We start from the raw sequence: 16,489 nt of genomic DNA, 5'->3' as shown, positions 1-16,489 counted from the left end.
AGTTACTTCGTGAAGATAAAAAAGAAAAGGTTTACTCACCTTTTCTTTTTTATTATTTTTTGATTTCACTAAGGATTTTAGCAATCGCTTGTTGTTGATATTCAGCAGCATACTTTGCTGTAAGTTGTTGTTGTTCTACTTGGCTCATAGTTGGATTCTTAGTCAATTCGGAAGTTAGTTTAGATTTTACATACTCAGTCGCACCTTCCTTAATAGAAGCTTCTTGTGCTTTTACAGCTTTCCCAAATGCCGTGGCTTGATCAGTACTAAGTATAAGCCAATCTTTTCCTACCTCAAATGTATATACTCTCGAATCGTATTTCTGATTATTTTTTGAAATTCCAAATAATAAAGAGTAAAAATCATTTTTATAAACCCATCGAGTTGTTTTAATTTTTAATTTCGGCGTTGTCATTACGGTTTTGACTTTATTCGTAACTGTGTCAGTTCCTGTTACTGAAACTTTCTTTTGTGTTTCCTTTGTACGGTAAATATAAACCTTCTCTGAACCTGTTCCTAGTTGCTTATATAATAATAAATTCATACCTTTTTCAGCACTACTTGAAACAAGCGGTTGCGAGGATTCCTTCGTTTTCTTTTCCATGCCCCAATGGTAGTGATCATTACCAATGATTGCGACAACCGAAAAAATAAAGCAGCAACCAAAAATAAAAATAAAGATTGGACGCCAGATTTTTTTTGCAAAAATAATGGATAACGTAAAGGCTAATAAACTAACAATTAAGATTGCAATAATCATTTTTCAGCACCTCCTATAGCTGCTCTTTTTTTGTCTTTCAAAAACATTGCAATGATAAATCCAGCTAAACAAAAGAGTGTCGCGACCAAAAAGGCGGCATGATACCCCTGAAGCGTCGCACTAATCGCTTGATCTTTATAGCTTAATGGTGTTTTAGCTAAGACAGATTTTGCAGGCAAATTATTGGTGGTAACATTGCTTAAAACACTGATTAAAATTGCAGTTCCAATTGAACTTGCTATCTGACGGAAAGTATTATTTACAGCTGTTCCGTGGCTAATCATCGTTCTGGATAAAGCATTCATCCCAGATGTTGTCACAGGCATCATAACCATTGAAATTCCAAACATACGAATGGCATACAAAACAATAATATAGATGGTTGGAGTTGATTTTGTTAAAAAGATAAAGGGAGCAGTTCCAACCATTAAGATAAACATTCCTGCAATTGCTAACTTTTTAGCCCCCATCTTATCAAATATTGCTCCGGTGATCGGCATCATAGCGCCCATGATAAGTGCTCCTGGAAGTAACATTAATCCTGAATGAAAAGCTGATTCCCCGCGTATGTTTTGAATATAAAGAGGAAGAACCATTTCAGCACCAATCATCGCCATACTTGTAACTCCCACAAGGACCGCTGATAAGGTGAATTCGACTGATTTAAATACTCTTAATTCAAGCAATGGATGCTCCATCGTTAACTGTCTCCACGTAAATAAAGCAATAAAGGCAATTCCAACAAACATGTAAATTAACACACTTGCATCGGTCCAGCCCTTTGTTCCTACATTGGAAATCCCATATAAGAAAGAACCAAAACCTACTGTTGAAAGGATGATTGAAAGAATATCAATACTAGGATTTGAAAGTTCAATCACATTTTTCATTAAAAAGAAAGATAAGACTAAAACAATTGCTACAATCGGGATAATAATACCAAATAAATCATTCCATTTATATGAATCAATAATATATCCAGACAATGTCGGACCAACTGCAGGTGCAAGCCCAATAACAATTCCAGCCATGCCCATTGCTGCCCCACGTTTTTCGGGTGGAAAAATAGACAGCATAATTGTTTGTAAAATCGGCATAGATACTCCTACACCCGCTGCCTGAATTAAGCGTCCAATCAATAATGTTGAAAAATTTGGTGCCACATAACAAACAATAGTTCCAACTAAAAATGTCCCCATAGCGGCCATATAAAGCGATCTAGTATGGAACTTATTGACAAGCCACGCACTAATCGGAATCATAATTCCGTTAACAAGCAAAAAACCAGTTGTCAGCCACTGGACTGTAGAAGCTGAAACATCAAAAGCCTTCATTAAAGTTGGAAATGCAGTGGTCAAAATGGTTTGGTTTAATACTGTACAAAATGTTCCAACTAATAATACCAGAACTAATAAAGTACGATTATACGGTTTTCCGTATATATCTAATGTTTGATTTTTATTATTCAAAATATCAATCTCCTTTTCAAATTTAACTAACGGTATTACTTTACTCTTTTTCCGATTCATTGTCAATCAGTTTGACACAAAAGTCTTTCTCTTTGACAATGTGGTTTCTGAGGTTGACATGCCCCTGAAACTAACTATAATAAAGGTAAGAAATAAAAGGTGGGAAAATAATGCACCCTTCAAAGCTAGAACTATTAAAAGGAAACAAAATTATTATTGGGATTAGCGAAGTGAGCAAAATTACTGGTATTTCTACTCGTCAGCTTCGTTATTGGGAAAAAAAAGGCTATATTCACTCTGTGGATAGAAGTAAACGCTTTAGGGAGTTTAGTCTTGACACTGTAATTAAAATTGAACATATGAAAGACCTATTGGAAGAAGGGTTTACTCTTGTTGCCGCCTATGAGAAAGTCGACAAAAAAATGAAGTTGTTCAAAAAAATGAAGCATCTTTTTATCAATAACTACGAAGGTATTATTGAACTCGAAGACGGAAAAGCTGCTATAGACTTTGGTTATTTCAATGCTAATGAAGAAGAACATCTGTACTTTATATTTGATGAAAGTACAGATAAAAGCTATTTTCAAGCAGGAAACATTAACAATAAAAAATAAGTTGGTCATAATTAAATTATGGTCAACTTATTTTTTATTTGAAAGAGCATTTCAGTTTACCATAATAATATTATGGTAATAAAATCAACGCAAAAAAAACTAACAAAATTTGTTAGTTTTTAAACGTGTATTATAATTGCAAAATTACTGCGGTGACCAACCAATACCAATGGCTTTTTCACCTAAATGAGTGCCGATTACCGGGCCGAAATAACTAATTTGAACATCAATTTCCGGATATTTTTTTTGAAGTGCTTCTTTTTCTTTTTCTGCTGTTTCTAAATCATTGCCATGTATCACAAAGAACTTAAGTGGATAAGGACTTTTCTTTATCTGTTCTCCAATCAGTTTTTCAACACGTGAAAAAGCTTTTTTAGAGGAACGAATTTTTTCAAAAACAACAATCTTCCCATCCGTAAAAGTTAAGATGGGTTTAATCTTCAACAAACTTCCAATCAATGCAGCACCATTGGTCAAACGTCCACCACGAACCAAATTATTTAAATCGTTCACAATTAAGTAGGCGCTTGAATGCTCTTTAATCTCTGTCAATCGCTGAAGAATCTCTTCAATTGAACGTCCCTCTTCTCCCATTTCCAGTGCAACAGCAACCATATGTCCCATTGGACTACTTGTAATAAGAGAATCAAACGAATAAATAGTTACCCCCTCGACTGAAGAAGCAATGGACTGCAAATTATTGACAAAACCAGAAATTCCAGAAGAAAGATGAATGCTAATAATCGTATCGTACCCTTGATTGGCAATACTTTGATATAAATCAAGCATTTCACCTAGCGCTGGTTGAGAAGTTGTTGGGAATTTTTTGCTACTTTTAAGCAAAGAATAATAATCGTTAGCTTTTATATCGATACCTTCCTGATAAATTTGCCCATCCAAAATCACAGGAATTGAAATAACAAAAAGATTTTCTTTTTGTTTGACCTCATCAGATAGAAAAGCCGTACTATCTGTTACAACAGCTAATTTCATTTGCTTCCCTCACTTTTTTTACCACAATAAAATTACTATACCATATTTTAGAGACGAAGAAAACAATCTACTCCCTAAATAAAGGAATGTTAATCATTTACAAATTTTTGTACGGCTAATTTATTTTTCAGCTCATCAATAGATAATACACTACCCACCGATGTATAATTTTCGTAGGACCAGGAATCGTCAACCGGAACCGTCATTTTTTCTAAAGGATTTACACTTCCAATGACAAAATCTTTGGCGACAGATAGATAAAAGCTATTGGGAATATCTGTAGTTGTATACCCTTGAACTTTCCCGACTGCTTCTGCAAAAGTGAATAAGCTTTTGGGTGAAACCGCTTGTTTCATAATCGCGGTCATTACTTGCTGTTGCCGTCGAACACGGCCAAAGTCTCCTTCTTCATCATGTCGGAACCGAGCATATTGAAGTGCCTGTTTTCCAGTCATAGATTGCCAGCCTTTTTTGATAAAAACTTGATCCAAGTCTAAATCTTTTTCAGCGTTGATTTTTACACCACTAGGCAACAAGGTGTCAATAACTTTAGGAAATGATTCAAAGTTAACAATCGCATAATATTGTATCGAAATCCCGAACATGTTTTTTAATGTTTTTCGAACTAGATCCGGTCCCCCGTAAGAATAAGCTGCATTTATTTTATTATAGCCAACTCCTGGAATATTAACATAAGTATCCCGCATGAAAGAAATTAATTTTGGGGTTTTACTATTTTTACTATAGTGTGCCACCATAATTGTATCTGATCGTCCTTGATCAGCCCCTCTAGAATCACTTCCTAATAAAAGGATATTAACGGAGCCATCACTAGAGGCTTCTCCATTAAATTCGTCCACTTTTATCTGAGGAATACTTTTATCGTTTTTTGCGCTTTCCAAGCCCTTTTTATATGAAGCATAACTATATCCACCAAAAACTAGTAATAAAAGGAAAAGAAGCAGTAAAATATTTCGAAACAAATGTCTTTTTTTTCTTTTCTTTTTCGGCGGATGATGATGTTCACTTTGTTGTTGTCGTCGTTCCATTGATTGTTGATTCTCTTGAACAGACGGTTGATTGTATCGATCCATTCTTGACATAATAACACCCCAATTAAATTACAATAAGTAAAGCTCCTTTTATAAGGATATACTAGTTTTTTCCCAATGAAAAGAAAAACTTTACTTTTTAAATAAAAAGCAAAGTTTTTAAAGTCACATTATTGTAAAGGTTTTAAAGAGTAAACTGGATAATAACCGTAAGATTTAACTTGCGCTCCAAGTAACGTCAATTCTTGCATTGCATTTTCAAGTAATTCCTTTGGTTGTTCAAGGGGAGCTTCAATTAAAAAGAAATACTCCCCGAGCTTTGTTTTTAGCGGTCGCGACTCAAGCTTCGTCAAGTTAATATTTCTCCAGCTGAAAACCGATAAAACTTGATGTAATGCTCCTGGCGTATTCTTTGGCATAGTAACCGTTAAAGATAACTTTTCCAGTGCAAAACGCGGTGCGATAGGTGGAAGTTTTGCGATTTCTCCTATCAACCAAAAACGCGTCGCATTGTTGGTAAGGTCTTGAACCCCTTGCTTGACCACTGAAAGACCATATTCTAAAGCAGCACTCTTGGGCCCGATTGCTCCAAGGGCTTGTTCGGGATGTTCCTTTACATATTTTGCTGCTGCTGACGTTGAACTGGTTGGATACGTTTCAATCGTGGGAAAATCTTCAGTTAAAAAATGTTGTGATTGAGCAATTGCTTGGGGATGTGAGAAAATTTTTGTCACATTTCCCCAAGTTTCTTTTTGATCTGGATGCACCATAAAATTCTGCTCAATTGGTAAAATCACTTCCGCTAAGACATGTTGCGTCGATTCGTGATACATAAAATCAAGGGTTGTATTTACCGTTCCTTCAACAGAATTTTCGATTGGAACAATCGAAATGTCTACGTTTTTTGTTTCCAAAGCTCGCAAACAAGCAGGGATAGTCGCACATGCCACCTCTTGTATCGCTTCATTACCTGTCAAAAAAAACTGAGTCATTGCTGCATGTGTAAAAGATCCGACTGGACCAAGATAGCCAACCTTCATAGCATTTGCTCCTTTTTATTCAAATAAGCAAGAATCTCTCTTACTACCTCTTTTGGTGAATAAAGACTCGTATTGACAGTGAAATTGGCACAAGACTCGTATAGTACCTCACGAGGTAAATAGATGGCACTTATCTCTTCCACGCTTTTATCTGTAACGAGCGGTCTAACATTTTTTGTATCCCGCTTTAACCGCTCAATAAAAACAGTGGGGTCCGTCTTTAGGTAAATAACCTCCGAGGAAAACTCTTGAAGTAACGCACGATTAGAAGCGCTAAGTACAATTCCACCGCCAGTCGATACAATTGCATTTTGATCCATACTTTTTTTTAACGATTCATGTTCAATCTTACGAAAACTTAGCTCTCCCTGCTCAGAAAATATTTGCGAAATGGGCTGCCCAACTTTTTTCTCAATTTCTACATCTAAATCAAGATGTCTCTTTTGAGTAGAGTGAGCAAGCAACTTTCCCACCGTTGTTTTACCAGCTCCCATAAAGCCAATTAAAAAAATCGTGGTCATTTTGTTCACCTCTCTTACTTTACACCTAGTTTCGCTAGGTCCTTAAAGAATTCCGGATATGAAACCGAAACGGCCTCAGCTTTTTCTAATTCTACCGTTCCTTGTGTGACAATCAAAGCAGCAATTTGAAGCATCATCCCGATGCGATGATCCCCGTAGCTCGTGACTTGTCCCCCATGAAGTGCCGTTTTACCTTGGATAATCAGACCGTCATCTGTGGGTTCAATCGAAGCGCCCAACGTTCCCAACTCTTTTGCAACTGCATCAATTCGATTCGTTTCTTTTACTTTTAACTCTTGAGCATCACGAATAATCGTTTCGCCAGTAGCCTGTGTAGCGAGAAGCGCAATAATTGGCAATTCATCAATTAAGCGTGGAATCAATGCACCACCAATCTCAATCCCCTTCAACTCACTTGTTTCCACCCGTATTGTACCGAGTTGATTTTCTTTATCTGTTTCCTGAACAAAAATCTTCCCACCCATTTGTTCAATCACCTCAATAATTCCTGTACGAGTTGGATTTAAGCCAACATTTTCTAACACAATATGACTCCCTGGTACAATTAAACCTGCTACCAAGAAAAAGGCTGCAGAAGATATATCTCCAGGAACAATCACTTCTTGCCCTTTTAGCTGTTGCTTGCCTTTTATCTTAATCTTTTTACCCGATGTCTCAATTGAGCCTCCGAACTGACGAATCATCTCTTCCGTATGATTCCTAGTTTGTTCTTTTTCGATTAAAACGGTTTCTCCCTTTGTTTGCAAGCCAGCAAACAAGATGGCAGATTTTACTTGAGCACTTGCAACTGGCATCTCATACTTAATGGGCTGTAAGTGAGAAGTCCCTTGAATCGTAATTGGGGGGAATTCACTGCCCTTTATTCCCTTACAAGTTACCCCCATTTTTTCTAAGGGCAACATAACCCTGTTCATAGGTCGCTTGGCAATCGATGCATCTCCGAAAAGAGTCGTTTCAAATAAACTACCTGCTAGTATCCCCATTGCCAAACGTATCGTTGTGCCTGAATTTCCAACATTAAGCGGTTCTTTGGGGGCATGAAGCTTTGAAAATCCCTTACCATGTACCGTTATCACTTGTCCATCATCCTCAATTTGAACACCAAGCGAACGAAATAAAGCCAATGTACTCATACAATCATCTGCACGTAAAAACTTATGAATCGTTGTAGTTCCTTGAGCAATTGAGCCAAACATGATACTACGGTGAGAAATTGATTTATCGCCTGGCACTTCCAGACTTCCACTTAAATTTTTTTGATTGGTTAGTAATTTCATCATCATCCGTGCTCCTTATTTTTCATAGCATACATAATCGCTACCCGCTTGAATGCATCTTTTTGCCTGTTCTAAATCCTGTTTACTTTTAAACGTAACTTGTAAAATCCCATTAATATCTTCTCTCGTTTCTAGTATCTTAAGATTAATTAATGAGATATTTTTATCAGCCAATAGTGCCGTTACATTAGCAACTACTCCCGAATAGTCAGGAATATCAATGAATAAATCAAAAAATGCTGGGATAGCTCCTTCTTTATGAATGGGCAAATGATCTCTTGTTTCTTTTGCTTGAGCAAAAAAATCAAAAATCTCCTCCCGATTCCCCTCTCCCTCTCCTAACCAACTACTGATCTTTGCCATTTGTGTTTGCCAGTTTTCCAACTCTTCAATTAAAACGGCTCGATTCGTTAGTAAAATATCGGTCCACATCGCAGGGTCTGAGGAAGCGATGCGAGTAATGTCACGAAAGCCCCCCGCAGCCAGTCGACTTGCCATTGGGTATTTTTTAATAAACGCGTCGGTTTGATTGACTAACCCAGCTGCGATAATGTGGGGCAAATGGCTCAACATCCCTGTCATTTGATCATGCTCATCCGGTGTGACCACTAAAAATTTGGCATTTGTTTTTATCAGTAATTCTTTTAAAAATTGAACGTGCTTGTTTGATGCTGGATTTGGCGTTAGCAAGTAATAAGCATTTTCAAACAAACGAGCATCTGAGGCCAAAACACCAGATTTATGAGAACCTGCCATTGGATGCCCTCCGATAAAAGTAATGCCTTGCGCTGCTAAAGATTTAGACTGCTGCATAATTTCTTTCTTGGTGCTTCCAGTATCAGTCACCACCAAGGAAGACTTCAGCTTACTTGGTTCCAAATTATTCATGAGCCGAGTAGTTTGTTGAACTGGTGTAGCAAAAATCACAACATCTGCTTTTGGTGCAACTGCATTTAGTTCTTTTTCAAATAAATCAATTATTCCGAGTTTAAGAGCTTGCTTGCCGCTTGCTTCATTAAGATCTACCCCAATAATAGTTGACTCGGGGTGACCTTCTTTGATGGCACGCGCAATAGAACCTCCAATTAGTCCTAGACCGACCACAATAGTCACTTTTTTCATCTTCCGTTTCCCTCAATTCATTTTTATTCTTTAAAATTCTTGGGTATACGTACGATAACGACCAACTTCTGCTTTTAATCGATCAAAGGCATCTGCATCAAATTTATCAAGAATCGCTACAGCAATTTCTGTTGCAACGACTGCTTCTGCTACAACACTTGCAGCGGGCACCGCACAACTATCTGATCGCTCAACACTCGCTTTATATACATCTTTGCTATCAATGTCCACACTTTTAAGTGGTTTGTATAGTGTTGGAATTGGCTTCATGACACCACGTACCATAATTGGCATCCCGTTAGTCATGCCTCCTTCAAATCCGCCTAAATGATTGCTACTTCTTTTATATCCAGTTTCTTTACTCCAAACAATCTCATCCATTACTTTGCTTCCTGGTAAACGCGCAGCTTCAAATCCAACTCCAAATTCTACCCCTTTAAATGCATTGATACTCGTGATTGCTCGGGCAATTTTCGCATCTAATTTTTGATCCCATTGTGTATAAGAGCCTAAGCCAATTGGCACATTGTTGACCAGGACTTCCACTACTCCTCCAACAGTATCTCCATCTTTTTTTGCTTGATCAATGACTTGTTTCATTTGTGTTTCAACCGAAGAATCGACACATCTAACTTCTGATTGTTCTGCACGTTCTTTAATACTTGTAAAAGACAGATCATCTGTCACCGTCCCACGAACGCCACCAATCTCCAAGACATGACCTGCCACTTCTATTTCCAACTCTTTTAGAAGATTTTTACACAAAGCACCGATTGCCACACGCATCGTTGTTTCACGAGCAGATGAACGTTCTAAAACATTTCTTAAATCACTAAACTGGTATTTAATTCCCCCTACCAAATCTGCATGACCTGGACGTGGTTTAGAGACTCTCCGCATTTTTTTTTGCTTTTCTTCGACAGGTTCTGCTCCCATTACGGTTTGCCAATTTTTCCAGTCTTTATTTTCTACAAGCATTGTAATCGGAGATCCTAGTGTTTTCCCGTGCCTAACGCCAGATGTAAAGCGAACGCGATCTTTTTCGATCAGCATCCTCCCACCGCGCCCATATCCTTGTTGCCGACGGGCCAATTCATCATCAATGTCTGCTGCAAGTAAGGGAAGCCCTGCCGGAACTCCTTCAATAATTGCTGTCAACTCTGGCCCGTGTGATTCTCCTGCAGTAAAGTAACGCATCTTGTCTCCTCCTTATTTTTTTAGATAGTCTTTCATTTCTTCAATTGGCATTTTTTTAAGTTTTGCTTGACCAATTTTTTCTAGCAAAATAATACGAATGCTGCCACCATTGGTCTTTTTATCATGAGAAAGTGCTTCAAAAAGTGTTGCCTCATTCCAATCTGCATAATCAGTTGGTAAATGGAATTTTTCCAACATTTCTTTTAGTAGCTGTGTCGTTCCTTGTGGCATTTCTTGTTTTTGTTCAGCAATCTGACTAATTTGAACCATTCCGATTGCGACTCCTTCTCCGTGTGTAACCACACCGTAACCCGCATTTTGCTCAAGTGCATGACCAATCGTATGCCCAAAATTTAGTTGCAGTCGTTCTCCTGTATCTAATTCATCTTGTTGAACCACTTCTTTTTTGATTGTGCAACAAGCAGCAATCACCTCTGTTGCATGTGCCAACAAATCTGCTTCATCAAGAAAAGAATCTAATAGTTGCCACAGATCCGTACTCTTAATCGCCGCGTACTTAACAATCTCTGCAATGCCTTCACGAACTCTTCTTGGTTCCAAGGTTTGAAGCGTATTCGAATCGATTAAAACTCCATCTGGCTGAGCAAATGTCCCAACTAAATTTTTAGCGGTTGCTGTATTTACAGCCGTCTTTCCGCCAACACTACTATCTACCTGTGCCAGTAGAGTAGTTGGAATTTGTAGAAAATGAATTCCTCTCATGTAAGTAGAGGCAATAAATCCAGCTAAGTCCCCAACCACACCGCCACCAAGCGCGATTACGCCATCTTTTCTTGTCATTCCTTGTTCTGCCATGAATTGATAGATTTTCTCAGCAGAGGCTAAGCTTTTACTTTGTTCGCCAGCGGGAATAGCATATAAACTTACTTTAAAGCCAGCTTTTTCAATTGCTTGAACCACTTGATCCCCATACAAATCATTGACTGTATCATCCGTAATCACCACAATTTGTTGTGGCGTCCATAAGCTTTTAACCCATGTACCTACTTGAGACAATGCTCCAGTTTCAATCCATAATTGATAGGCATGATGAGGTAATGTTAACTGAATTTTCATATTGCATCCTCCTACTATTTCGTTACGCATTAGTCAACTTGGTTGATTTCTTTCATTGCTTTTTCCATAATATGAACTTTTTTCATCATATTTGCATACAACGCTTCATCCAAAGATTGAGCACCATCTGACCATGCTTTTTCTGGCTCAGGATGAATTTCAACAATTAGCCCATCTGCCCCACTTGCTACACCAGCAACTGCCATCGGGGGAACAATCTCACGAATGCCAACACCATGGCTCGGATCTACAATAATAGGAAAATGAGTTAGAGTTTTCATCACAGGTACCGCACTTAAATCCAGTGTGTTACGTGTGGCTGTTTCATAAGTACGAATGCCTCGTTCTACAAACATCACGTTGAAATTCCCTTGCGTTACAATGTACTCTGCTGCATTTAACCACTCATCAATCGTCCCTGAAATTCCACGTTTTAACGCAACAGGCATGCCCGTTTTTCCAACCGCTTGTAACAATTTAAAATTCTGCATATTACGTGCGCCAATTTGAAGAATATCTGAGTATTTCGCTACTAATTCTAAGTTTGCTTCATCCATTACCTCTGTGATAACTTTCATATCGTAAGCATCCGCAGCTTCGCGAATGTACTTCAAGCCTTCTTCTTCTAATCCTTGGAAAGCATAAGGGGAAGTTCTTGGCTTAAATGCTCCACCACGAAGCACAGTCGCTCCACCTTCTTTAGCGATTCTGGCACATTCCATAATTTGTTCTAACCCTTCAATTGAACAAGGGCCAGCCATCATCGTCATACTTCCATCTCCAATCTTCAAATTTCCAATCTCTATGACTGTATTTTCTGGATGGAATTCGCGGCTTGTTAATTTGTAAGATTTTTTAATTTCTTGAGTTTCTTGCACGCCTGGTAGCTCTGACCAATTGATTTTTTCCATTGCTTTTTGATTGCCAATCAGCCCAACGACCACGTGCTCCCCGTTACTAATTGAACTTTCTAACCCTGCTTCTTTTACTTTTGAAACCACATTTTCAATCATTTCTTCGGTTGCTGTTTCTGTCATTTTAATAATCATTTAAAATCCCTCACCTTATATTTTTTCTAGTGTTTTTTTTATTTTTTCAATCGGCATTTCTTGCCCAGTCCAAAGCTTAAATGCTACTGCGGCTTGGTATAGTAACATGCCTAAACCATTCATCGTGATACAACCTTGCTTTTTTGCTTCTCGAATCAGTATCGTTTCTCTTGGGTTATAGATTAAATCTGCTACAACTAACTCTTTTCTTAACATCGTAGTATCTTCTAGTGGACAGGATTCTTCATAGGGTGTCATCCCTAGTGGCGTTCCATTGACAAGAAGTGTGCTAGAGGTAATTTCAGCTTCCAGTCGCTCCTTGTCAGCCAAATCATATAATTCAATTTGACAAGTGGTTTTTTCCTGGATTTTTTTTAGCTGTTGTTTCACGCCATCAAATGTTTGGTTTTTACGTTTAAATACAGAAATCTCTTTAACGCCATCAAGTGCAGCTTGTGCAAGAATAGCTGTTGCAGCACCACCAGAACCTAACATGGTCATCTTCTTCCCCTGAATCGAAATATTTTTTTCAGCTAGACTCTGCATAAAACCTATACCATCAGTGTTATACCCAATCAATTGACCATTATCATGAACAATCGTGTTCATTGCACCAACAAGTGCAGCCACCTCTGACAGCTCATCTACCAAGTGACAGGCCAACTGTTTGTTTGGCATCGACAAGTTGACACCCAGTAGATTCAGGGTTCGAATAGATTCAATTGCATCCTTTAACCCACTTTGATTTACTTCAAACGCAAGATAGACTGCATCGATTCCAAGCGCTTGAAACGCGGTATTGTGTATCAGTGGTGAAATACTATGCCGGCTAGGAGAAGCAAATAAACCAGAAAGACGGGTCTGCCCTGTAATGTGATTTTCCATAACGTTTCCCTTCTCATAAATTATTCTGTAATTTGCTTGATGAAAGCATAAAAGACGTCTACCGTAAATGTTATACACCTACAGTAAACGCCTCTCTTAATTGTAAAATATAATTTCACAAAACAAAAGCCACTATAGATGTTCATCTATGTGGCAAATACGTCAGTAATAAACTTAGCCATCATAGATACAAACTTACGGTAGTTTGTACCCACGATAACATGGCCACAAACTCATCTAAAATAGCTAAAGTAATAATTATTTAATTTTTCAATTTTTCTAGATAAGTTCATCATTTATCACTCCATTAAACTGAATTAAGAATTGCACTTAGTATATCTCTTATTTTTTATTCTGTCAAACAATTTTTGAAAAATCTGTAAATTTACAGATTACTTTCATTAATCCTCTTCTTCAAAAAATAAAAAGAGGTCATTTAGCGTCAGTTTTTTCTTTTCTTGTGCATTTAAATCTTTTTTTATTTTGCCTTTTTTTAATAACAACAGACGGTTGCCATACTGCAAAGCATCCTCCATTCGATGTGTAATCATCAAACAGGTTAGTTCTTTTTCCTGAATACGTTGATTTGTAAACTTCATTAGTTGTTTGGCTGTTTTTGGGTCTAAAGCAGCTGTATGCTCATCCAAAAGTAATAATTCTGGATCTTTGAGCGTGGCCATCAATAAGCTCAGCGCTTGTCTTTGACCACCAGATAGATTTCCTGTTGGCGTATCGAGATGATTTTCTAAGCCATTGCCAAGTGAGGCACACAATTCATAAAATACTGGCTCATTTTCTTTAAGCTCTCTGCGCTTTATGGTTCTTTTTTCTCCCCTGTGAAGCGCTAAAAGTAAATTTTCAGCGACGGTCATCCGCGGTGCTGTTCCTTGCTTTGGATCTTGGAAAACTCGAGCAAATACCGTGGCCCGTTTTTCTTCTTTCCAATTTGTGATATCTTGATGTTTTAACCGGATATCCCCACTAGTCAACGGTAGACTGCCAGCGAGTACATTAAACAAAGTAGACTTCCCTGCTCCGTTTCCTCCAAGAACAGTGATAAAGTCTCCTTTTTGGATGGTTAAGTCAACATGATCCAATATTGTATTTTGCTCATTTAACCCATTATCTATTTTTTTTGTTGCTTGAACCATCGTTAAAATCGTTGTGGGTAACGTCATTATTCTTCCTTCCTTTCAAAACCAGTTTGTAATCGAAGGGCTTTTTTTATTTGTGGAATCATTAGACAAATAGATAAAATAATTGCTGAAAAGATTTTTAGATACGTAGTGTCAAAATTTAATTTAATTACAACTAAAATCAACAATTGATAAAGAACACTTCCTACAACAATTGCGATGAGTCTTTCAAGTAGTGTCAAATTACCAAAAACCACTTCGCCAATAATAATCGAAGCTAGCCCTATGACGATGACCCCGATTCCTTTATTGACATCTGCATATCCGTCATTTTGGGCAATTAACGCCCCGGAAAGCGCAATGACCCCATTAGACAAACCCAACCCTAGAATTTTCATCCGGTCAGTTTTAATGCCCATTGATTTTGCCATGTTTTCATTATCCCCTGTAGCAATGTATGCTTGGCCTAAATTTGTATTAAAAAAGCTAATTAATAGCGTAATAATCACAAATAAGACGAATAATCCCAGTAAGACACTATCAAAATATTTAGGTAAATGTAAAAATCCAAATAAGTCTTGAATACGAGGTTTATTTAGTAAAGATAGATTGGGTGATTTCATAACAAATAATATCACTGAATTTAATCCCGACATGACTAAGATACCAGATAAGATAACAGGAATTTTCCCTTTGGTATATAAAAGTCCTGTGACAAGCCCAGCAAGAATACCGGAGCCAATCCCTAAAATAGTTGCAATTATCGGCGATACCCCTGCATTAATTGCTGCCACACACACCGCGCCTCCTAATGGAAACGAGCCCTCTGTTGTCATATCTGGGAAATCTAAAATGCGATATGTCATATAAATTCCCAGTCCAAGTACTGCCCATAAAAACCCCTGTGATATTGCGGATACTAACATTATTTCCCCTCCTTACTTTTTTGTTTTGTCTGCAGAAACGAGCGTTGCTTGTTGTTTGATTGAATCAGGAATTGAGATTCCTAATTTTTTAGCTTGCTCTTGATTAATGATGATGTCTCCTTTGGTGAACGTATATATTGGAGTTGTCGCTGGTTTCGATTTCCCCTTCAAAATCATGGCAACCATTTGACCGGTTTTAACTCCTAAGTCATATTGATTAATCCCGACTGTAGCCAAACCGCCTTGCTCTACCATCGTGTCAACTGAAGGAATAATCGGGGTAGCGGCATTATTAGCCGCGCCAACAACGGTTTGCATAGCATTTGCGATTGTATTGTCGGTCGGGATATAAATAAAATCAACCTGATTTGCCATCTCCTGTACAATGGTCAACAGGTCATTCGTCGAATTCACCGGAAAGTTTTTCGCTTCAATTCCTGCCTTTTTTGCGATTGTACTCGCTTTATTTGCCTGATATTCTGAGTTAGCTTCTGAGGAAGAATAAAGAATGCCCATTTTTTTTGCTTGTGGAAGTAATTTTTTTGCCAGCTCAATTTGCGCAGCTACTGGAGATTGATCACTTACTCCTGTGATATTGCCTCCTGGTTTTTCATTTGACTTCACTAGTCCAGCACTCACTGGGTCGGTAATCGCACCCAATACGATTGGCGTTTTTTGTGTGGTATTAGCCAGAGCCTGCGCAGCAGGTGTGGCAATTCCGACAAGAACATCTGCCTGTTTGTTGACTAGCTGTTCACTCATTGTTTTAAGTTTACTTTGATCCGCTTGGCCATTTTGAAAGTTGATTTTAACCGTTTGCTTCTTGGGATCGTATCCTTCTTGTTTTAACCCAGCTTTGATACCTCGGTATATCTCATCCAGAGCTGGATGGCTAACATATTGAAGAACTCCAACCTCAGGAATTTTCTTTTTCGGCGAACTTGTCTCTTGAGCTTGACTGGAAAAAAAAGAGACAAGCAAAATAATAAAAATTATAGCCACACTACCCATCAATTTTTTGTTTTTCATATTTATACTCCCTTTATTTTATTTATAACCTAAAAAAGCACCTACTTTATTTTGTCAAATAAGTAGGTGCTTTTACCACAAGTCCTACATAGTTAAATGTCTATGCAGGCTATCTAAAAGATAAATGGCTGACATAGATACGTTCGTTTAGAAGGTTCCTAAAAGTTGTATCCATGTAAAACAACAGACACAACTAGTTTTGCCAGCTTTGCCATAAGTATTTATCATCAAAGTTTGTCAAAAAAAATCGTCTCATTGTTTTCACTCCGTTCTCTAATTGTTGTATTTATCTTACTATTGTTTGATTATTCCGTCAAGTCA

General features: G+C 37.8%; 16 protein-coding genes. 1 reads left to right on the top strand and 15 read right to left on the bottom strand.

What is annotated here, in order from left to right; genetic code table 11:
* Window positions 1-52 precede the first annotated feature (52 nt).
* Both CBF30_RS02860 and CBF30_RS02855 read right to left on the bottom strand, forming a co-directional pair.
* Window positions 53-760 carry a DUF4811 domain-containing protein gene (locus tag CBF30_RS02860; protein WP_126822574.1) on the bottom strand — a complete coding sequence of 236 codons (708 nt, stop codon included), beginning with the start codon at window positions 758-760 and terminating at the stop codon, window positions 53-55.
* Window positions 757-2,229, bottom strand: coding sequence for an MDR family MFS transporter (locus tag CBF30_RS02855; RefSeq protein ID WP_245974990.1), 1,473 nt, complete (start codon window positions 2,227-2,229; stop codon window positions 757-759). The genes CBF30_RS02860 and CBF30_RS02855 overlap by 4 nt, the downstream gene beginning before the upstream one ends.
* A gap of 170 nt (window positions 2,230-2,399) precedes the next feature.
* Between CBF30_RS02855 and CBF30_RS02850 the strand changes: the two genes are divergently transcribed.
* Window positions 2,400-2,843, top strand: coding sequence for a MerR family transcriptional regulator (locus CBF30_RS02850; protein WP_126822572.1), 444 nt, complete (start codon window positions 2,400-2,402; stop codon window positions 2,841-2,843).
* A 144-nt stretch (window positions 2,844-2,987) separates the two neighbouring features.
* Here CBF30_RS02850 and CBF30_RS02845 read toward each other — a convergent pair whose 3' ends face one another.
* From CBF30_RS02845 to trpX, 13 genes are all read right to left on the bottom strand, one after another.
* The gene (locus CBF30_RS02845) at window positions 2,988-3,836 is read right to left on the bottom strand and encodes a DegV family protein (protein WP_126822570.1); all 849 of its coding nucleotides are present in this window, start codon (window positions 3,834-3,836) and stop codon (window positions 2,988-2,990) included.
* An 89-nt stretch (window positions 3,837-3,925) separates the two neighbouring features.
* A complete protein-coding gene (locus CBF30_RS02840; protein ID WP_245974989.1) occupies window positions 3,926-4,939 on the bottom strand; it encodes an LCP family protein in 1,014 nt (337 codons plus the stop codon).
* Between the two features lie 119 nt (window positions 4,940-5,058).
* Entirely contained in the window at window positions 5,059-5,928 is an 870-nt protein-coding gene (pheA, locus tag CBF30_RS02835; protein ID WP_126822568.1) for a prephenate dehydratase, read from the bottom strand.
* A complete protein-coding gene (locus tag CBF30_RS02830) occupies window positions 5,925-6,449 on the bottom strand; it encodes a shikimate kinase (RefSeq protein WP_126822566.1) in 525 nt (174 codons plus the stop codon). The genes pheA and CBF30_RS02830 overlap by 4 nt, the downstream gene beginning before the upstream one ends.
* Window positions 6,450-6,463: 14 nt before the next feature.
* A complete protein-coding gene (aroA, locus tag CBF30_RS02825) occupies window positions 6,464-7,747 on the bottom strand; it encodes a 3-phosphoshikimate 1-carboxyvinyltransferase (protein WP_126823745.1) in 1,284 nt (427 codons plus the stop codon).
* A 15-nt stretch (window positions 7,748-7,762) separates the two neighbouring features.
* Complete coding sequence (locus tag CBF30_RS02820; RefSeq protein WP_126822564.1) at window positions 7,763-8,869, bottom strand: prephenate dehydrogenase; 1,107 nt, start codon at window positions 8,867-8,869, stop codon at window positions 7,763-7,765.
* A gap of 30 nt (window positions 8,870-8,899) precedes the next feature.
* Complete coding sequence (gene aroC, locus CBF30_RS02815) at window positions 8,900-10,066, bottom strand: chorismate synthase (RefSeq protein WP_126822562.1); 1,167 nt, start codon at window positions 10,064-10,066, stop codon at window positions 8,900-8,902.
* Between the two features lie 12 nt (window positions 10,067-10,078).
* Window positions 10,079-11,143 carry a 3-dehydroquinate synthase gene (aroB, locus tag CBF30_RS02810; protein ID WP_126822560.1) on the bottom strand — a complete coding sequence of 355 codons (1,065 nt, stop codon included), beginning with the start codon at window positions 11,141-11,143 and terminating at the stop codon, window positions 10,079-10,081.
* A 29-nt stretch (window positions 11,144-11,172) separates the two neighbouring features.
* Entirely contained in the window at window positions 11,173-12,192 is a 1,020-nt protein-coding gene (gene aroF, locus CBF30_RS02805; RefSeq protein WP_126822558.1) for a 3-deoxy-7-phosphoheptulonate synthase, read from the bottom strand.
* A 15-nt stretch (window positions 12,193-12,207) separates the two neighbouring features.
* Window positions 12,208-13,077 carry a shikimate dehydrogenase gene (locus CBF30_RS02800; RefSeq protein WP_126822556.1) on the bottom strand — a complete coding sequence of 290 codons (870 nt, stop codon included), beginning with the start codon at window positions 13,075-13,077 and terminating at the stop codon, window positions 12,208-12,210.
* A 401-nt stretch (window positions 13,078-13,478) separates the two neighbouring features.
* On the bottom strand, window positions 13,479-14,255 hold the full coding sequence (locus CBF30_RS02795; RefSeq protein WP_126822554.1) for an ABC transporter ATP-binding protein: 777 nt from the start codon (window positions 14,253-14,255) through the stop codon (window positions 13,479-13,481).
* The gene (locus CBF30_RS02790) at window positions 14,255-15,139 is read right to left on the bottom strand and encodes an ABC transporter permease (protein WP_126822552.1); all 885 of its coding nucleotides are present in this window, start codon (window positions 15,137-15,139) and stop codon (window positions 14,255-14,257) included. Before CBF30_RS02790 ends, CBF30_RS02795 begins: the two co-directional genes overlap by 1 nt.
* 12 nt (window positions 15,140-15,151) lie before the next feature.
* A complete protein-coding gene (trpX, locus tag CBF30_RS02785; protein WP_126822550.1) occupies window positions 15,152-16,168 on the bottom strand; it encodes a tryptophan ABC transporter substrate-binding protein in 1,017 nt (338 codons plus the stop codon).
* Between the last annotated feature and the right edge of the window lie 321 nt (window positions 16,169-16,489).

It is taken from the genome of Vagococcus entomophilus (assembly GCF_003987595.1).
In the GTDB taxonomy this organism is placed as follows: Bacteria; Bacillota; Bacilli; order Lactobacillales; family Vagococcaceae; genus Vagococcus_E; species Vagococcus_E entomophilus.
This window is presented reverse-complemented; position numbering and strand designations above follow the sequence as displayed.